This is a genomic window from Pseudomonas sp. Pc102 (genome assembly GCF_018408275.1).
GTDB lineage: Bacteria > Pseudomonadota > Gammaproteobacteria > Pseudomonadales > Pseudomonadaceae > Metapseudomonas > Metapseudomonas tohonis.
Genome location: NZ_AP021905.1, coordinates 5,863,433 through 5,882,025, shown reverse-complemented (window position 1 = coordinate 5,882,025; position 18,593 = coordinate 5,863,433). Strand labels below are relative to the sequence as shown.

The window sequence follows — 18,593 nt, the reverse complement described above, 5'->3', positions numbered from 1 at the left end:
TGGCCGCCTCTTCCGCAGGTTTACCGGTTATTTACCTTCAATCCTCGCCGCGTTCGCGGGCGATGGCGCGGTAGCCGATGTCCGTGCGATGGAAACTGCCCTTCCAGCTGATCTTCTCGGCCAGGCGGTAGGCCTGCTGCTGGGCTTCGGAGACGGTCGGGCCGATCGCCGTGGCGCAGAGCACGCGGCCACCGGCGGTGACCACCTGGCCGTCCTTGAGGGCGGTGCCGGCATGGAACACCTTGCCGTCCAGCGCGGCGGCGTCTGCCAGGCCTTCGATGATGTCACCCTTGGCGTAGTCGCCCGGGTAGCCGCCGGCTGCGATGACCACGCCGACGGTGGGACGCGGGTCCCAGGTGGCTTCGACCTTGTCCAGGGCCTTGGCCAGGGCGGCCTCGACCAGCAGGACCAGGGAGCTTTCCAGGCGCACCATGATGGGCTGGGTCTCCGGGTCGCCGAAGCGGCAGTTGAACTCGATGACCTTGGGCGCGCCGCTCTTGTCGATCATCAGGCCGGCGTAGAGGAAGCCGGTGTAGACGTTGCCTTCCTCGGCCATGCCGCGGACGGTGGGGTAGATCACCTCGTCCATCACGCGCTGGTGCACGGCGGGGGTGACCACCGGGGCGGGGGAGTAGGCGCCCATGCCGCCGGTGTTGGGGCCGGTGTCGGCGTCGCCGACGCGCTTGTGGTCCTGGCTGGTGGCCATGGGCAGCACGTTCTGGCCGTCGACCATGACGATGAAGCTGGCTTCCTCGCCGTCGAGGAACTCCTCGATCACTACGCGGGCACCGGCGTCGCCGAAGGCGTTGCCGGAGAGCATGTCGCGCACGGCGTCCTCGGCATCGCTCAGGGTCATGGCGACGATCACGCCCTTGCCGGCGGCCAGGCCGTCGGCCTTGACCACGATGGGAGCACCCTTCTCGCGCAGGTAGGCCAGCGCCGGCTCGACTTCGGTGAAGTTCTGGTAATCGGCGGTGGGGATCTTGTGGCGAGCGAGGAAATCCTTGGTGAAGGCCTTGGAGCCTTCCAGCTGGGCGGCGCCGGCGGTGGGGCCGAAGATGGCCAGGCCACGGGCGCGGAACAGGTCGACCACGCCTTTGACCAGCGGGGCCTCGGGGCCGACGATGGTCAGCTGCACGTTGGCAGCGGCGAAGTCGGCCAGTTGCTCGATGGCCAGCACGTCGATGGCGACGTTCTCGCACTTGGCTTCGGTGGCGGTGCCGGCGTTGCCCGGGGCGACGAAGACCTTGGCGACGCGCGGGTCCTGGGCCACTTTCCAGGCCAGGGCGTGTTCACGACCGCCGCTGCCGATGATCAGTACGTTCATGGAACTCTCCTGCGGAGAGAGCTGCACGCTACAAGCTACAAGCTACAAGTCAAAGCGGGCAGGATCCTGCTTCTCTTGCAGCTTGAAGCTTGCGGCTTGCAGCTCGCTGTTAGTGTCTGAAATGGCGCATGCCGGTGAACACCATCGCAATGCCGGCTTCGTCGGCCGCGGCGATGACTTCGTTGTCACGCATGGAGCCGCCCGGCTGGATCACGGCGGTGATGCCGGCCTTGGCGGCATTGTCGATGCCGTCGCGGAAGGGGAAGAAGGCGTCGGAGGCCATGACCGCGCCCTTGACCTCGAGACCGGCATGCTCGGCCTTGATGGCGGCGATGCGGGCGGAGTTGACGCGGCTCATCTGGCCGGCGCCGACGCCGACGGTCTGGCGGTTCCTGGCGTAGACGATGGCGTTGGATTTGACGAACTTGGCCACTTTCCAGGCGAAGATCAGGTCGTGGATCTCCTGCTCGCTCGGGGCGCGCTGGGTGACGATCTTCAGGTCGCTCGCGGCGATCATGCCGATGTCGCGGCTCTGCACCAGCAGGCCGCCGTTGACGCGCTTGAAGTCCCAGCCCGGGGCGCGCTCGGCCGGCCACTCGCCGCATTCCAGCAGGCGCACGTTGGCCTTGGCGGCCACCACTTCACGGGCGGCGGCGGAGATTTTCGGGGCGATGATCACTTCGACGAACTGGCGCTCGACGATGGCCTTGGCGGTCTCGCCGTCCAGCTCGCGGTTGAAGGCGATGATGCCGCCGAAGGCGGATTCGGTGTCGGTGGTGTAGGCCAGGTCGTAGGCCTTGCGGATGCCGCCTTCGTCTTCCGGTACCACGGCGACGCCGCAGGGGTTGGCGTGCTTGACGATGACGCAGGCCGGCTTGACGAAGCTCTTCACGCATTCCAGGGCGGCGTCGGTGTCGGCCACGTTGTTGAAGGACAGTTCCTTGCCCTGCAGCTGGACGGCGGTGGAGACGCTGGCCTCGCCCTTCTTCGCCTCGACGTAGAACGCCGCGCTCTGGTGCGGGTTCTCGCCGTAGCGCATTTCCTGGGCCTTGACGAACTGGCTGTTGAAGGTGCGCGGGAAGGCGCCGCGTGCCTCGGTGGACAGGGTGTCGCGGGCCTGGTCGATGGTGCCCAGGTAGTTGGCGATCATGCCGTCGTAGGCCGAGGTGTGCTCGAAGGCCTTGAGGGCCAGGTCGAAGCGCTGGGCGTAGGTCAGGCCGCCGGCCTTGAGGGATTCGACGATGCCGGCGTAGTCGCTGGCGTTGACCACGATGGCAACGTCCTTGTGGTTCTTGGCGGCGCTGCGGACCATGGTCGGGCCGCCGATGTCGATGTTCTCGATGGCGTCGGCCAGGTCGCAGTCAGGCTTGGCGACGGTGGCTTCGAAGGGGTAGAGGTTGACCGCCACCAGGTCGATCGGCTTGATGCCGTGCTGTTCCATGACCGCACCGTCCAGCGCGCGGCGACCGAGGATGCCGCCGTGGATCTTCGGGTGCAGGGTCTTCACGCGGCCGTCCATCATTTCCGGGAAGCCGGTGTAGTCGGCGACTTCCACGGCGGCGATGCCGTTGTCCCGCAGCAGCTTGTAGGTGCCGCCGGTGGAGAGGATCTCAACGTTGAGGGCGACGAGTTCGCGGGCGAAGTCGAGGATGCCGGTCTTGTCGGAGACGCTGATCAGCGCGCGGCGAACGGGGAGGCGGGTGGTCTGGTCGGTCATCTGGAGGCCATCGTGCAGGGGGATGTCAGGGGTGGAGCCGGAAGCCTGGAGCTGGGAGCTCGAAGTCAGACGCCCGAAGCCACGTGCATTCCAGCTTCAGGCTTTCAGCTTCCAGCTGCATTTAAAGGAGGTCGTACTGCTTGAGCTTCTTGCGCAAGGTGCCGCGGTTCAGGCCGAGCATCTCGGACGCCTTGGTCTGGTTGCCCTTGACGTAGTTCATCACGGACTCCAGCAGCGGGGCTTCCACTTCGGAGAGCACCAGGTTGTAGACATCCGTGACCGCGGCGCCCTCGAGATGGGCGAAATAGTTGTGCAGGGCCTTCTCGACGCTGCCGCGCAAGGTCTGGCCTTCGGCGGTCGGTGTCGTCAGGTGCTGTTTAAGGTTGGCGTTGTCGCTCACGGGTGTTGCCCCATCAAAAAAATTCTCGGTCATCGTCGTCATGCGGCCTGTTCTCCGTCGTTGTGACGTTCGATGAAAAACTCTCGAACGTTGGCGCACTGCGCGTCCGTGGACTCCAAACGATTGAACTGGGCGCGAAACTCCCTGGCGCCCGGCAGGGTTGCGAGATACCAGCCGACATGCTTGCGGGCGATGCGTACGCCCATCAGGTCGCCGTAGAAGGCGTGCAGTGCGGCCAGGTGCTCCAGCAGGATCTGTTCAATTTCCCTCAAGCCCGGCGCCGGCAGCAGTTCGCCGGTCTCCAGGTAATGCGCGATCTCGCGGAATATCCAGGGTCGCCCCTGGGCCGCTCGACCGATCAGCAGGGCATCGGCGCCGGTGGCGTCGAGGACCTCTCTGGCCTTCTGTGGCGAAGTGATGTCGCCGTTGGCGAAGACCGGGATCGACACCGCCTGCTTGATCGCGGCGATGGTGTCGTACTCGGCCTCGCCGGTGTACAGGTCGGCACGGGTGCGGCCATGCACGGCCAGCGCCTGTATTCCCGACTGTTCGGCGATCCTTGCCACGGCGATGCCGTTCTTGTTGTCCCGGTCCCAGCCGGTGCGGATCTTCAGGGTCACCGGCACGTCCACGGCGCCGACCACCGCTTCGAGGATCGCGGCCACCAGGGCCTCGTCCTTCATCAGCGCGGAGCCGGCAGCCTTGTTGCAGACCTTCTTCGCCGGGCAACCCATGTTGATGTCGATGATCTGCGCACCGAGCGCCACATTGGCGACGGCGGCCTCGGCCAGCATCTGCGGGTCGCCACCGGCGATCTGCACGGAGCGCGGCTCCGGGTCGCCTTCGTGCAGCAGGCGCAGTTTCGACTTGCGGCTGTTCCACAGGCGCACATCGCTGGTGACCATTTCGGAGACTACCAAGCCGGCGCCGAGGCGGCGGCAAAGCAGACGAAACGGACGATCGGTCACGCCCGCCATGGGAGCGAGTATCACTTGATTGGGTAGTGCGTATGGGCCGATGCGTACCGCCGACATGGGTCTTCCCTGCCTGTGGGGCCGGATCTTGGTCTTCGAAAAAGGGTGGGCATGATACCCGCTCTCGATGACCGGATAAAGGTCGTTTTGAACAAATTCTGAACAGTGATGAGCTTATCGCCGGCGGTTCTAGCGGCGGCGCCGGCGACGTCGAGGCGTCGCCGGCGGGTCACTCGGGAGAGTGGAAGCTGAGACTGTAGTTCACGGCCTTGGTGCCCGGATCGAGAATGTCCAGGGAGATGTGGATGGGCGTCTGCGGAGGCATTTCGGACTGCCCGGCGAGCTCGCCGGCGAGGTACTCGCCCGGCTTGAAGCGACGACTGGCGAGCAGTTGGCCGCTGATATCGGCGAAGCGCAATTCCAGGAGCGGGAAGGGCTGGGAGAACGGCGCGCGGTTGTAGAGGATGGCGTCCACCACCAGCGCGCCGGTGAAGTCCGGGTGGCTGCGTACCACCAGGTTGCTGCTCTTGATCAGCGCGATGTCGACCTTGGACGGCAGCTGGCAGCCGAGTTCCGGGCACAGTTGTTCGAACCAGGGGCGGTACTGGTCGGAGCGTGCCAGTTCGTCGAAGTGGTACCAGACGTACTGCCCGGCCAGGGCGACGGCGCCCAGCAGGTTCAGCAGGCCCCAGCCGATCCAGCGGCCCCAGGGCTTCTTCGGCTGCTGCCAGTCGAGTTGCAGCGGCTCGTCGTCGATGTCCAGCAGGTTGCTGCCGCGCAGGCCAGGCTCGTTGCGCGGAGCGTTGCGGGGCGGCGGGGCGACGGGGGCATCGAGGTCCTCGTCTTCATCGTCCGCAGCGGACAGGGCTGCGCGCGGCGGCGGGGTTTGCTCGGGGTCTTCCCGGTCGGCGGCGAGGCCGAAGCTCGGCACCGGTTCATCGTCCGCTTCGTCGTCGAGCGACAGGGCGGGCTCCTTGCGTGGCGGAACCGCGGGCTCGCTGGGGCGCGGGCTGTCACTGGCGGGCGGTTGCACGGGGCGCGGGGCGGGGGAGGGCGCGCGGGGCGCATCCTCGCGCAGCAGCGCTTCGGCCCAGCGCTCGTCATGCCGGTCGGTCACCTCGTCGCGCTGGCCGTACAGCTCCTCGCCCGGCTTGGGGGCGGCCTGCAGGGCGAGGAATTCCTGGGACAGCTTGAGCTCTTCCTGCTCCAGCTTGGCCAGCTCCTCGTCCAGGTCGAGGCTGTCGAGGTCCAGGTCGTCGTGGATCCACAGGGTGTTCTTGTCGGCGGTCTTGCCCGGCGGAGCGGCGGTGGTGGGCGGCGGCGTCTTGAGCAGGGCGGCGACGCTGGGCACCGGGCTGGCCGGCTGCGCCGTGGGCGCAGGTGCTGCCGGGGCCGCGGGGGTTGCGGGTTTCGCGGGCGCCGGCGCGGCAGGGCGTGGCGCCTGAGGGGCGGGCGTGGTGGGCTTCGGCTCGCTGGGCGGCATCGCGCCGAGCAGCTGCTTGGCGGCGTTGAACACGTGCAGGCAGGCCCCGCAGCGCACGGCGCCCTGGGCTGCGCCCAGCTGGGCGCGGCTCACACGGAAGCTGGTCTGGCAATGGGGGCACTGGGTGACGAAGCTTTCGGTCATGCGGCGGTCCGTGCGAAACAAGGCGCCAGTCTACCAACTCGGCAACGCGCTGGCGCGGGTCTGCTCATGCTCTGTTCAGCGACGTACGCCGCTGATGCGCACCCAGCCGTCCTTGTCGGCGGTGGGGTCGAGGACGAAGGCGTCGGCGTAGGCGGCGCGGACTTCCTCGGTCTGCTCGGCGAGGATGCCCGACAGCGCCAGGCGGCCGCCGGCCTTGACCAGCGCGGTGATCTGCGGCGCCAGGGACACCAGCGGGCCGGCGAGGATGTTGGCCACCACCACGTCTGCCTGCTGTTGCGGCATGTCGGCGGGCAGGTAGACGGGGAACAGGGCCGGGTCGATGCCGTTGCGCGAGGCGTTGTCGCGGGAGGCCTCCAGGGCTTGCGGGTCGATATCGGTGCCCACCGCCTGGCGCGCGCCGAGCAGCAGGCCGGCGATGGCGAGGATGCCGGAGCCGCAGCCGAAGTCGATCAGGTCGCAGCCGTCCAGTTCCTGGCCGTCCAGCCATTCCAGGCACAGTGCGGTGGTCGGGTGGGTGCCGGTGCCGAAGGCCAGGCCCGGGTCCAGCAGCAGGTTCACCGCGTCCGGCTCCGGGGCTTCGTGCCAGCTGGGCACGATCCACAGGCGGCGGCCGAAGCGCATGGGCTGGAAGTTGTCCATCCAGCTGCGTTCCCAGTCCTGGTCCTCGATGCGCTCGATCTGGTGCTCGGGCAGCGCGCCGCCGGTGAGCAGTTCCAGGTGGGCGACCAGGTTGGTCTCGTCGGTATCGGCTTCGAACAGGGCCAGCAGGTGGGTGTTGGACCAGAGCGGGGTGGTGCCGAGGTCGGGCTCGAAGATCGGCTGGTCTTCGGCATCCATGAAGGTCACGGAGACGGCGCCGACTTCCAGCAGCGCGTCTTCATAGGTTTCCGCCTGATCCGGGGTGATGGCGAGACGGACTTGTAACCAGGGCATGGCGGAACCTCGATGCGGCGTGAAAGTGATGCTTCATGGGGCGGGCAAGCTTACTTGAGGCTCTGATGCCGCGCCAGCCGGGCGCTCCGGGCGGTCGAGGCCGCGATAGGCGAGGTGGCAGGCGCCGCCGCCGAGCAGGGCGGGCAGCAGCAGGTTGAGCACCGGCACCAGCGCCAGCAGCAGGATGAGCAGGCCGAAGGCGATCATCGCCCCACGCTGGCGGCGCACCGCCTGCATCTGCTCGGCGCCGCTGGCGAGGCCCGACAGCGCGGCGGGCACCAGAAAGCGCACGTTGAGGTAGCCCAGCAGGATGATCAGCAGCACGCCGTTTATCACCGGTATCGCCAGGCACAGCAGTGGGCCCAGGCCGATGCCCAGCCAGGGGCCCAGGTGGTAGCGGCCGGCGCGCAGCAGGTCGCTGGCTGCCGGGCTGCGCGAGGCCAGGCCCGGGTAGGGCTTGAGGGCTCGCTCGCGCAGGCTCGCCATCAATACCCAGCGCAGGGCCAGGCGGATGCTGATGACGATGGCGGCGACGAACAGCACGCCGACCATGGCCAATGCCAGGAAGGCGGAATACACCAGCATCAGGGCCACCGCCGGGGCGATGCCGGCCATGCCGCTGATGGTGGCCGGGCCGCCGGTGAGGCTGGGGATGAGGCCGAGCATGGCGGCACCGGAGACGACGAAGAACGAGAGCAGCCCGGCGACCTTGAGGATGATTTCGATATGGGCGTAGAAGACCCAGCTCCAGAACACCAGCGTCAGCAGGCAGAGGCCGGAGGAGCGCAGCAGGATGCCGGGGCGCAGGCTGCTGCGCAGGGCGAGGGCGAGGCAGATGAAGGCTTCGCCGAAGGCCGGGCCGATGGCCAGGATGCGTGACTTCAGGGACATGGCGATCCGTCGCGTGAAATGAAGAAGGGCCGCATTATGCGGCCCTTCCAGGGTTGCCGGGCTTACTTCTTGCCCAGTTTGTGCTCGAGGTAGTGAATGTTCACGCCCCCCTTGCGGAAACCCTTGTCGCGAGTCAGGTCGCGGTGCAGCGGGATGTTGGTCTTGATGCCGTCCACCACCAGCTCGTCGAGGGCGTTGCGCATGCGCGCCATGGCCTCGTCGCGGTCCTTGCCGTAGGTGATCAGCTTGCCGATCAGCGAGTCGTAGTTCGGCGGAACCGCGTAGCCGCTGTACAGGTGCGAGTCGACGCGCACGCCGTTGCCGCCGGGCGCATGGAAGTACTGCACCTTGCCGGGGCTGGGCATGAAGTTGTCCGGGTCCTCGGCGTTGATCCGGCATTCCAGGGCGTGACCACGGATGACCACGTCCTCCTGCTTGATCGACAGCTTGTTGCCCGCGGCGATGCTGAGCATCTCCTTGACGATGTCGATGCCGGTGACCATCTCGGTGACCGGGTGCTCCACCTGGACGCGGGTGTTCATCTCGATGAAGTAGAAGCTGCCGTTCTCGTAGAGGAACTCGAAGGTGCCGGCACCGCGATAGCCGATCTCGACGCAGGCCTGGACGCAGCGGGCCAGCACTTCGGCGCGGGCCTTCTCGTCGATGCCGGGAGCAGGGGCTTCTTCCAGCACCTTCTGGTGGCGGCGCTGCAGGGAGCAGTCGCGGTCACCCAGGTGGATGGCGTTACCCTGGCCGTCGGAGAGGACCTGCACTTCGACGTGGCGCGGGTTGGTGAGGAACTTCTCCAGGTAGACCATGGAGTTGCCGAACGCCGCGCCGGCTTCGGTGCGGGTCAGCTTGGCCGACTTGATCAGCTCGTCGGCGCTGTGCACCACGCGCATGCCGCGGCCACCACCGCCACCGGCGGCCTTGATGATCACCGGGTAGCCGACTTCCTCGGCGATGGCCAGGGCGGTCGCTTCGTCTTCCGGCAGCGGGCCGTCGGAGCCCGGTACGGTCGGCACACCGGCCTTCTTCATGGCGTCCTTGGCCGACACCTTGTCGCCCATCAGGCGGATGGTGTCGGCTTTCGGGCCGATGAAGGCGAAGCCGGAGTTCTCCACCTGCTCGGCGAAGTCGGCGTTCTCGGCGAGGAAGCCGTAGCCCGGGTGGATCGCCGTGGCGCCGGTCACTTCGGCGGCGCTGATGATCGCCGGGATGTTCAGGTAGGACTGCGCAGCCGGGGCCGGGCCGATGCATACGGTCTCATCGGCCAGGGACAGGTGCATCAGTTCGCGGTCGGCCGTGGAGTGCACCGCCACCGTCTTGATGCCCAGCTCCTTGCAGGCGCGCAGGATGCGCAGGGCGATCTCGCCACGGTTGGCGATCAGGACTTTTTCCAGCATCTCAGCTCTCCGCGGTTCAGACGATGGTGAACAGCGGTTGGTCGTACTCAACCGGCTGGCCGTTCTCCACGAGGATGGATTCGATCACGCCGCTGGCTTCGGCCTCGATGTGGTTCATCATTTTCATGGCTTCGACGATGCACAGGATGTCGCCCTTCTTAACGGTCTGGCCGACTTCGGCGAAGTTCGCCGAGGTGGGCGAGGCGGCGCGGTAGAAGGTGCCGACCATCGGCGAGCGCACCACGGTGCCATTGAGCTTCTTGGCGGCCGGCGCGGCTTCGGCGGCCGGAGCAGCGGGGGCGGCGACCGGTGCCGGTGCCGGGGCGGCCATCGGGGCGGCGGCGTAGATCGGCTGGGCCATGGCGGCCTGCTTGCTGTGGCGGCTGATGCGCACGGACTCTTCGCCCTCGCGGATCTCCAGCTCGTCGATACCGGACTCTTCCAGCAGCTCGATCAGTTTTTTGACTTTACGGATATCCATTAATTATCAACTCCCAAGGGTGAGGTCAGGGGCGTTCAAGTTGTTCAAGCGCCGCGTCCAGGGCCAGGCGGTAGCCGGTGGCGCCAAGACCGCAAATCACTCCCACTGCAACGTCGGAGAAGTAGGAGTGATGGCGGAAAGGTTCTCGCTTGTGCACGTTGGAGAGGTGCACTTCGATGAATGGGATGCTCACTGCGAGCAACGCGTCACGTAGGGCGACACTTGTATGCGTGAAAGCGGCGGGATTGATCAGGATGAAGTCCACGCCCTCGTTGCGTGCGGCATGGATGCGATCGATCAGTTCGTACTCGGCATTGCTCTGCAGGTAGAGCAGGTGGTGGCCCGCCTCGCGGGCCCTGCGCTCCAGATCCTGGTTGATCTCGGCCAGGGTGGTGGCGCCGTACTTGTCGGGTTCACGGGTGCCCAGCAGGTTGAGGTTGGGGCCGTGCAGGACGAGCAGGGTGGCCATGGGATGTATTCCTTATTGGGGGCCAGGCGGGACTATGCAGGAAAGCCCGAGAGGCTGTCCATATGCCGGTAGTAGCCGACACGATGCCTGTAGTTTGCGGCAGATTTGTGAAAATCCGGCTCAGAGCCGCTGGGCAGCGCCCTGCAGCCTGGCGGCGAAGTCCGCCGCGTTGATCTCACCTACGACACGCGATTCCGACCATTCGTCACCATTGGGGGCGAAGAACAGGATGGCGGGCGGGCCGAAGAGCTTGTAGCGATCCAGCAGGGCGCGCTGCTCGGGTGTGCTGGCGGTCATGTCGAAGCGCACCAGGCGATAGGCGCCCAACTGGGCGGTCACCTCGGGGGCGGTCAGCACCTCGCGCTCGATCACCTTGCAGCTGATGCACCAGTCGGCGTACCAGTCCAGCAGCAGCGGCTTGCCGGCGGACTTGGCCTCGGCCTGGGCGGCAGCCAGCTCGGCCGGGGTGGTGACGGTCTGCCAGGCACCGGCGGCGCTGGCGCTGACGGTCGCCGCGCCCGGGCGGCCCAGGGGGCGCAGCGGGTCCGACTCGCCCTTGAGGGCGCCGGTCCAGGCGGCCACCGCATACACCAGCAGCACCAGCCCGGCCAGTTGCGCCAGGCGCTGGCGGGCGGTTTTCGGGGTGAATTCCAGGGCGCCGAGGAACAGCGCCACGCCGCCGGCCAGCAGGCCCCACAGGGCCAGGGACAGCGGGCCGGGCAGCACGCGCTCGAGCAGCCACACCGAGACGGCCAGCAGCAGCACGCCGAAGGCATTGCGCACCGCGACCATCCAGTTGCCGGATTTTGGCAGCAGTGTGCCGCCGCCCACGGCGAACAGCACCAGGGGCGCGCCCATGCCGAGGCCGAGTACGAACAGCTTGAGGCCACCCCCCAGGGCATCGCCGCTGGCGCTTATGTAGAGGAGGGCGCCGGCCAGTGGGGCCGATACGCAGGGCGATACCAGCAGGCTGGAGAACACCCCCAGCGCCGCCGCGCCCCAGATCGAGCCACCCCGGGTGTTGCCCGCCAGGCGATCCAGCGGGCCACTGATGAACTGCGGCAGGCGCAGTTCGTAGAGGCCGAACATGGCCAGGGCGAACACCGCGAAGAAGGCGGCGAAGGGCACCAGCACCCAGGCCGATTGCAGGCGCGCCTGCAGGTTCAGTTCGGCACCGAACACGCCCATCAACGCGCCGAGCACCGCGAAGCAGGCCGCCATCGGCAGTACGTAGGCCAGCGACAGCACCAGGCCGCGGCTGCCGCCCACCTGGCCGCGTAGCACCACGCCGGAGAGGATCGGCAGCATTGGCAGCACGCAGGGGGTGAAGGTCAGGCCGAGGCCGGCGAGGAAGAACAGCGCCAGCTCGTGCCAGCTCCAGCCCTTGCCCTCGATCGGCACCGCACCCTCCAGCGCCGCCGGGGCGTCGCCGATCTGCAGGGTCTCGGTTTCCGGCGGGTAGCACAGGCCCTTGTCCGCGCAGCCCTGGTAGGTCACCAGCAGCTTGAAGGGACGTTTGGACGGGTTGTTCAGCGGCAGGTCGACGTCGAGGACTTCGTAGTACACCTCCACGTCGCCGAAGTATTCGTCGGTCTTGTGCTTGCCGGCCGGCAGTTGCGCATCGCCCAGGGCGATGTCCGCCGGTTCGGTGCGGAACTGGAAGCGGTGCTTGTAGAGGTAGTAGCCCTCGGCGTTGGTGAAGCGCAGCTTGATCGAGGTCGGCGAGCTGTCCACCAGGCTGAGGCGGAAGGCCTCGCGCACGGGGAGGAAGTCCTTGCTGTTGTTCAGCGCGGCTCCGAGGGTGGAGCTGGGGCGGTTATCCAGCAGCCCGGCGCTGGCGGGCAGGGCGACCAGCAGCAGGATCAGGGTCAGCAGACGGCGCATGGAAGTCTCGGCAGGCGAAGGTGCCGGGCATGATAGCGGAGCCGGCCGCCGCCATGCAGCGCCGATCCTGTAAGCGGTTTTCTCGACCGTCCCGGTGGTCGTGGCACGGTGGCGCCGGGCGGCCCGGCGGTAGCGGGTTTCACCGCCGCCGCCCGCGACACGTCGCCGCAGGGGTCAGACGCGGAAGGCCTGCACCGCGCGGGTCAGGTCGCCGCCGAGCTGCAGCAGCTGCTCGGCCTGGTCGCGGCTGCGGCCGATGCGTTGCAGGTTGTCGTCGCCGAGCTGGTGGATCTCCTCGCTGTAGCCGCGGATCTCGGTGACCGCGCCGCTCTGGTTGGCGGTGGCCTCGGCGATCTGCCCGGCGGTGTCGGCGATGGTGCGGATGGCGGCGACTATCTCGTCCAGCGCGCCATCGGCGGCCGCGGCGCGGGCGGCGGTGGCCTCGGCGTGCTCGACCTGGGCGCGCATCCCCTGCACCGACTGGTGGGCGGCGGTCTGCAGGCGGCCGATGAGTTCCTGGATCTCCCCGGTGGCGCCGGCGGTGCGTTGCGCCAGGGTGCGCACCTCGTCGGCGACCACGGCGAAGCCACGGCCCTGCTCGCCGGCGCGGGCCGCTTCGATGGCGGCGTTGAGCGCCAGCAGGTTGGTCTGCTCGGCGATGCCGCGGATCACCACCAGCACGCTCTCGATGGTGGCGGACTCCTGGGCCAGGCGCTCGATGGCCACGGCGTTGCCCTGCACCTCGCCGACCAGGCTGTGCATGCCCTCCAGGCTCTGGCCGATGATGCGCTGGCCCTGCTCCACGGCGCGTCCGGCGTCGTGGCTGGCGGCGGCGGCCTGGCGTGCATCGCCGGCCACCTGCTGGATGGTCGCTTCGAGTTCGCCCAGGGCGTCGCGGATCTGCGCGGTGCCGCCGGCCTGGCGCTCGGCGCCGGCGTGCAGGCCGCCGTTGAGCTCGGCCAGGGTATGGCTGCTGCCGGCCACCTGTTCGGCGTGGTGGCGGATGGTGCCCACCAGCTCGCCCAGGTAGGCGCGCAGGCGGCCCAGGGATTGTTCGATGCCGCGCAGGTCGTCGATCTTCGAATCCAGGGCGATGGCCTGGCTGAAATCACCGGCGGCCCAGGCAGAGAGGGATTGCACCAGGCGCCCGAGTACGCGGGTGAGGTTGCGCTGGATGCGGTCCACGGCCAGGGCGATGAGCAGGATCAGGCCGATCATCAGCCCCTGGATCAGGCGCACCTCGCCCTGGATGCGGCCGTGTTCGGAGCGCACCAGCGGCTCCAGCGCGGCCAGGGCCTGGCGCAGGGCGTCGAGGCGGGCGCGGGTGGTGCCGGCGAGTTCGGCACGGCTGCTGATCAACTGGCGGGTGCGCTGCAGCTCGGCCGGGTAGCGCTTGAGCAGGCTGCCCAGGTCGCGCTTGAGGGCGATGCCCCTGTCCTCGGCCTGCTTTTCCTGGGTATCGGCGGCCAGGCCCATCATCGCGGCGAAGTCATCCGACGCGGAGCTGGAGGCATCGGCCAGGCCCAGCAGCGGCAGGGCGTCGAGCCGTGCGGACTCCTGGGCCAGGGCGGCCAGCTCGCGCTCGACGTCGGCGGCCAGCTCGTCACGGCCGCTTTCCACCAGCTTGGCCCGGGCGTGGGCCAGGCGGGTCAGGTGCTGCGCGGCGGCGAGCAGGGGCTTGCGGTAGTCGGCGGCCTGGGCGGCGTCGCCTTCGTCGGCGTAGCGGGCCAACTGTTCCAGGGCGCCATCGATCTCCCGCTCGGCCTGCAGCAGCAGGCCCTGCGGGTCGCCGGCCAGCTTGCCGGCGGCCAGCAGCTGGTCGCTGCTGAAGGCGCGCAGGTCGTCGATGCTGGCACGCAGGGTGGTCGCCAACTGCGGTGGCAACTGGGCCATGCGCTGGTCGAGTTCGTCCAGGCTCCGGGTCGCGGCGCTGTGGCGCAGGGCGTCACCGCTGGCGAGGTAGGCCTCGATGTTGGCGCTGACATCGCGCTGGAAGCGCTGGGCCAGGTCCATGTATTGCTCCATCACCTGGTAGGGGCGTTCCAGGGCACGCTGCGACCACCAGAGGGTGACGCCGAGCGCCAGGCAGACGGTGACCAGGAGCAAGGTGTTGAGATTGGTGAGCTGTTTCAGGCGCATCGGGGCCTCGACCGACTACATAACGGACAGGCCCTGAAAGATATTGCGGTCCGGTTTCAGCCTGATGACAGCGTGAACTGCGTCACGCTGCCCGGCCGCTGTCAGTCGAACAGTTCGACGCGGTTGCGGCCGCCGTGCTTGGCGCGATAGAGCGCTTCGTCGGCCTGCTTGGACAGGAGGTTGCCGTCGGCGCCGTCGCGCAGTTCGGCGATGCCGCAGCTGAAGGTGCAGGACAGGTCGTGGGGCTGCGCCGGGTAGTGGATCTCGGCGAAGCGCCGACGTATCTCGTCGAGCACGCGTTGCGCCGCCTGCAGGTCGGTGTCGGGCAGGACGATGGCGAACTCCTCGCCGCCGTAGCGACCGATGTGGTCGGTCTTGCGCAGGCGCTGCTTGAGGAACAGCGCAAGGCTCTTGATCACCCGGTCGCCCATGGGGTGGCCGTAGGTGTCGTTGACCTTCTTGAAATGGTCGATGTCGATCATCGCGAAGGTCAGCGGGGTACCGTCGCGGCGCGCGCGCGAGCGGGCGTCCTCCAGCAATTGCAGCGTATGGGTGTGGTTGAACAGGCCGGTGAGGCTGTCGCGCACCATCCGCGCCTTGAGGCTGCGCGCCCGCTTGGCGCGGGTGCGCACCGTGGCGATCAGGTGACGCGGCTTGATCGGCTTGGTGAGGAAGTCGTCGCCGCCCTCGCTCATCGCATCCAGTTGCTTGTCCAGGTCGTCCTCGGCCGAGAGGTAGATGATCGGCACGCTGACGTAGCGCTCGTGCTGGCGGACCACCTTGGCCAGCTCGGTGCCCAGGCATTCGGGCATGTACATGTCGAGGATGATCAGGTCCGGCTGGAAGTCGGCCAGCGCGCCCATGGCCAGGGCCGGCTCGGTGATGGCCTGGGTGACGATGCCGGCGCTGTTGAGCACCATCTCGGTGTGCATCGCCTGGGCCTTGGAGTCGTCGACGATGAGTACCCGGTAGGGCTCGTAGTGGGCGGTGCGGGTCAGGGTCTCGATCTTTTCCAGCAGGCTGGAGGCATCCAGGGCACCGGTGAAGAATTCCTGGCCACCGGCGCGCACGGCGGCCAGGCGGGTCGGCGTATCGGTTTCCTCATGGCTGAAGAACAGCACCGGCAGCTTGGGCTCCAGGCCCTTCTGCGCCTCCAGGGCGAGCTCCAGGCCGAGGCCGCGCCCGGCGAAATCCACTTCCATGACGATGGCGGCCGGATGGCGTTCGGCCATGGCGGCGCGGAAGGCGTTGGCGCTGTCGCAGGTCTGCACGAAGAGGCCGAAGAAGTCCATCTGCTGGGCCAGGCGCTGAGCCCGCTCCGGGTCCTGCAGGGCCAGGTAGACCGGCTTGCGCAGGGGCGGCAGGAAGGTCTGCTCCAACTGGTCGCCATGGCGCAGGCCGGTGCGCGAAAGGCGCTGCATCAACTGGCTGAGCTCGGTGATCAGGTCGCTGGAGAGGCGGCCGCGGTTGGCCTGGATGGCGCGCAGGCAGCCCGCGATGCCGTGGGCCAGCTGGGTGTGTTCGGTCTGCTCGAAGCGTTCCGCGTAGCGCAGCAGGTAGGTGTTGGCCTCGGTCAGCTCGGTGAGGTCGGCGCTGGTCCACTCTGCGCGCTGCAGGCGCTGCCAGACCTCCAGAAGATGTCGTGCCTGGTGGATCACCCGCTGTGCGAAGTGATTCTTGAGGCGATCGCGACTGGGATCTTCTGGCTCGGTCATGGCACTGCTTCTAATGCTCGACCGCAGTACGTTGAGAAAGCGGTCAGAATGGTGGCGCTATGCTAGCACCTGATAATGCGTACGCTAGTACCGCCGATCTACTGGCGCCAGTATTTTTTCAACGGGAGCCATTGGGTCACAGTTGCCCTGTGCGCCCCGTCTCAGCTTGCGGCCCACTCTTGGTTTGGCCATTTGTCGCTGGCAAGGCTCGGCGCTTCACTTATAGTGCATGACCCGGATGGCACCCTCGCCGCAGGTTGCTGTCGAATTCGCCGAGTTGATGAGTTTAAGGACATTGCCATGCTGGACTGGAAGAAGCGTGCGGGCCAGGCACGAGATCGCGTCGATGATTCGGTGGACGATGTCCGCAGCTACCTGGGCGGCATCTGGCTGAGCCGTGCCCTTGGATCCCTGCTGGTGGTCTACCTGCTGGCAGCCTCGCTGGTGGGATGGTACTGGAGCCAGGAGCCCGGCCTGTTCCCGGTGCAGCAGAATGCCCAGGCCGCCGCCGAGCGCGCCCAGCGCAAGCTGGTGACCGGCTACACCACGGTGGAAACCCTCAAGCAGGTCGGCCAGACGCTGCTCGACAAGCCCGGTGGCTACCTCTCCAACGACCTCGCCCCGCCCGGCCTCTGGCTGGACAACATGCCCAGCTGGGAATACGGCGTGCTGGTGCAGGTGCGCGACCTGTCCCGTGCCCTGCGCAAGGACTTCGCCCGCTCGCAGTCGCAATCCACCGAGGACGCCGACCTCGCCCGAGCCGAGCCGCGCTTCAACTTCGACAACAAGAGCTGGGCCCTGCCGGCCTCCGAGACGGAGTACCAGGAAGGCATCCGCGCCCTTGACCGCTACCTCGCGCGTCTCTCCGACCCGAGCCAGTCCAACGCGCAGTTCTATACCCGCGCCGACAACCTCAACAACTGGCTGGGTGATGTCGCCACCCGCCTGGGCTCGCTGTCCCAGCGCCTGTCCGCCAGTGTCGGCCGGGTACGCCTGAACACCGACGTGAAGGCCCAGGAAGTCCAAGAAGGCGTGGTGCCGAAGGTCAGCGAGGAGATCGTCGAGACACCCTGGCTGCAGATCGACAACGTCTTCTACGAAGCCCGTGGCCAGGCCTGGGCGCTCTCGCACATCCTGCGTGCCATCGAGGTGGACTTCGCCGACGTGCTGGCGAAGAAGAACGCCACCATCAGCGTGCGCCAGATCATCCGCGAGCTGGAGGCCGCCCAGGAGCCGCTGTGGAGCCCCATGGTGCTCAACGGCAGCGGCTTCGGCGTGCTGGCCAACCACTCGCTGGTGATGGCCAACTACATCTCCCGCGCCAACGCCGCGATCATCGACCTGCGTCAGCTGCTCGAGCAGGGCTGATGGCCATCAGCGAACGCGAGGCGGCGCACCGCGCCGCCTCCGATGCCGAGCGCATCGCCTGGGTCGACGAGCAGGACCGCCTCCTCGGCGAACTGCCCCGCGCCGAGCTGCGCGAACGGGGTCTGATCGGGCGGGGCACCTTCATCCTCCTCTTCGATTCCGCCGGGCGCCTCTGCGTGCACCGACGCGCCCTGAGCAAGGCCGTGTACCCCGGCTACTGGGACCTCGCCGCCGGCGGCATGGTCGCGGCCGGGGAGGGCTACGCCGAGTCGGCCGAGCGCGAGCTGGAGGAGGAACTGGGCATCGCCGGCGTTCCGCTGGTCGAGCACGGGCGCTTCTTCTTCGACGAGCCGGGCAACCGTCTCTGGTGCGCGGTGTTCTCCGCCGTCTCCGATGCGCCGCTGCGGCTGCAGCCGGAGGAGGTGCTCGAGGCGCGCTTCGTCGATCTGGCCGGAGCCTCGCAGCTGCAACCCTGCTGCCCCGACTCCCAGCGTGCCCTGCAGCTCTACCTCCGTACTGCGGCTTGACCCTCGCAGGGTGGGCCGGGCGGCGCTCCGCCTCAGCCCACCGCTCGCGCCCGATGCCAACCTGCGGCCCCCCATTTTCCCCTGCCAAACCCACGCCAGGCGCGGGTTTGTGCGATATCCCGGACCCTTTCGTGCGGGATGCTGCACAGCAGGGCGCGAAGGTCGCGATTCTGTCGACCAATGGCGCAATTTCGTACTTAGCATTCGCGCCGAATGCTGCTAAATTTCGCCGCCTTTCAAGCCCGGCTTCCCCGCCGGGTCTGCGCTGCCCCTGCCAGAGTGGGGCTTCGCGGTCGGCTCCCGCCGACCAGTCGCTATCCTGACCCCTACGAGGAAAGCCGGTGGTCAAGAAAGCTTCGTCCTTCGCCGCCCTGGGCGGCCTGGTGTACTCCACCGACAGCGGCCGGCATTGCCCGGACTGCGCCCAGCCCATCGACGCCTGCACCTGCAAGCGAGCCACCGTGCCCGCTGGCGACGGCATTTCCCGCGTGCGCCGTGAAACCAAGGGCCGGGGTGGCAAGACCGTCACCAGCGTCAGCGGGGTGCCGCTCGACGAGGATGCCCTCAAGGAGCTGGCCAGCGCGCTCAAGCGACGCTGCGGCACCGGTGGCGCCCTGAAGGACGGTGTGATCGAGATCCAGGGCGATCACGTGGACCTGCTGCTCGAAGAGCTCGCCAAGCGCGGCTTCAAGGCCAAGAAATCCGGCGGCTGAG

General features: G+C 67.9%; 16 protein-coding genes. 3 read left to right on the top strand and 13 right to left on the bottom strand.

Annotation, left to right across the window (positions count from 1 at the left end):
• Window positions 1–37 precede the first annotated feature (37 nt).
• The 13 genes from purD to PHLH3_RS26795 all read right to left on the bottom strand — a co-directional run bounded on the left by purD (window position 38) and on the right by PHLH3_RS26795 (window position 15,984).
• Entirely contained in the window at window positions 38–1,327 is a 1,290-nt protein-coding gene (gene purD / locus PHLH3_RS26855) for a phosphoribosylamine--glycine ligase (protein ID WP_213626479.1), read from the bottom strand.
• A 109-nt stretch (window positions 1,328–1,436) separates the two neighbouring features.
• Complete coding sequence (purH, locus tag PHLH3_RS26850; RefSeq protein WP_213626477.1) at window positions 1,437–3,044, bottom strand: bifunctional phosphoribosylaminoimidazolecarboxamide formyltransferase/IMP cyclohydrolase; 1,608 nt, start codon at window positions 3,042–3,044, stop codon at window positions 1,437–1,439.
• Window positions 3,045–3,165: 121 nt separating this feature from the next.
• Window positions 3,166–3,486, bottom strand: coding sequence for a DNA-binding transcriptional regulator Fis (gene fis / locus PHLH3_RS26845; protein ID WP_031288889.1), 321 nt, complete (start codon window positions 3,484–3,486; stop codon window positions 3,166–3,168).
• A complete protein-coding gene (gene dusB / locus PHLH3_RS26840; RefSeq protein ID WP_213626475.1) occupies window positions 3,483–4,478 on the bottom strand; it encodes a tRNA dihydrouridine synthase DusB in 996 nt (331 codons plus the stop codon). The genes fis and dusB overlap by 4 nt, the downstream gene beginning before the upstream one ends.
• 169 nt (window positions 4,479–4,647) lie before the next feature.
• Window positions 4,648–6,045 carry a DUF3426 domain-containing protein gene (locus PHLH3_RS26835; protein WP_213626474.1) on the bottom strand — a complete coding sequence of 466 codons (1,398 nt, stop codon included), beginning with the start codon at window positions 6,043–6,045 and terminating at the stop codon, window positions 4,648–4,650.
• A 75-nt stretch (window positions 6,046–6,120) separates the two neighbouring features.
• Window positions 6,121–6,999, bottom strand: coding sequence for a 50S ribosomal protein L11 methyltransferase (prmA, locus tag PHLH3_RS26830; protein ID WP_213626472.1), 879 nt, complete (start codon window positions 6,997–6,999; stop codon window positions 6,121–6,123).
• A 33-nt stretch (window positions 7,000–7,032) separates the two neighbouring features.
• The gene (locus PHLH3_RS26825; protein WP_213626470.1) at window positions 7,033–7,890 is read right to left on the bottom strand and encodes an EI24 domain-containing protein; all 858 of its coding nucleotides are present in this window, start codon (window positions 7,888–7,890) and stop codon (window positions 7,033–7,035) included.
• A gap of 62 nt (window positions 7,891–7,952) precedes the next feature.
• Window positions 7,953–9,296, bottom strand: a complete 1,344-nt coding sequence (gene accC, locus PHLH3_RS26820; protein ID WP_173171515.1) for an acetyl-CoA carboxylase biotin carboxylase subunit — start codon at window positions 9,294–9,296, stop codon at window positions 7,953–7,955.
• A 16-nt stretch (window positions 9,297–9,312) separates the two neighbouring features.
• Window positions 9,313–9,777, bottom strand: a complete 465-nt coding sequence (gene accB / locus PHLH3_RS26815; RefSeq protein ID WP_213626468.1) for an acetyl-CoA carboxylase biotin carboxyl carrier protein — start codon at window positions 9,775–9,777, stop codon at window positions 9,313–9,315.
• 25 nt (window positions 9,778–9,802) lie between these two features.
• The gene (aroQ, locus tag PHLH3_RS26810) at window positions 9,803–10,246 is read right to left on the bottom strand and encodes a type II 3-dehydroquinate dehydratase (protein WP_173171519.1); all 444 of its coding nucleotides are present in this window, start codon (window positions 10,244–10,246) and stop codon (window positions 9,803–9,805) included.
• 120 nt (window positions 10,247–10,366) lie between these two features.
• On the bottom strand, window positions 10,367–12,130 hold the full coding sequence (locus tag PHLH3_RS26805) for a protein-disulfide reductase DsbD (protein WP_213626466.1): 1,764 nt from the start codon (window positions 12,128–12,130) through the stop codon (window positions 10,367–10,369).
• Window positions 12,131–12,304: 174 nt separating this feature from the next.
• Entirely contained in the window at window positions 12,305–14,269 is a 1,965-nt protein-coding gene (locus PHLH3_RS26800) for a methyl-accepting chemotaxis protein (RefSeq protein WP_213626464.1), read from the bottom strand.
• A 101-nt stretch (window positions 14,270–14,370) separates the two neighbouring features.
• Window positions 14,371–15,984: a PleD family two-component system response regulator gene (locus PHLH3_RS26795; RefSeq protein WP_213626462.1), complete on the bottom strand. Its 1,614-nt coding sequence runs from the start codon at window positions 15,982–15,984 to the stop codon at window positions 14,371–14,373.
• A gap of 300 nt (window positions 15,985–16,284) precedes the next feature.
• Between PHLH3_RS26795 and PHLH3_RS26790 the strand changes: the two genes are divergently transcribed.
• The 3 genes from PHLH3_RS26790 (at window position 16,285) to PHLH3_RS26780 (ending at window position 18,592) form a co-directional block, all read left to right on the top strand.
• Entirely contained in the window at window positions 16,285–17,352 is a 1,068-nt protein-coding gene (locus tag PHLH3_RS26790) for a DUF2333 family protein (RefSeq protein WP_213626460.1), read from the top strand.
• The gene (locus PHLH3_RS26785) at window positions 17,352–17,879 is read left to right on the top strand and encodes an NUDIX domain-containing protein (protein WP_213626458.1); all 528 of its coding nucleotides are present in this window, start codon (window positions 17,352–17,354) and stop codon (window positions 17,877–17,879) included. Before PHLH3_RS26790 ends, PHLH3_RS26785 begins: the two co-directional genes overlap by 1 nt.
• A gap of 341 nt (window positions 17,880–18,220) precedes the next feature.
• A complete protein-coding gene (locus PHLH3_RS26780; protein WP_213626456.1) occupies window positions 18,221–18,592 on the top strand; it encodes a translation initiation factor Sui1 in 372 nt (123 codons plus the stop codon).
• Window position 18,593: the final 1 nt, after the last annotated feature.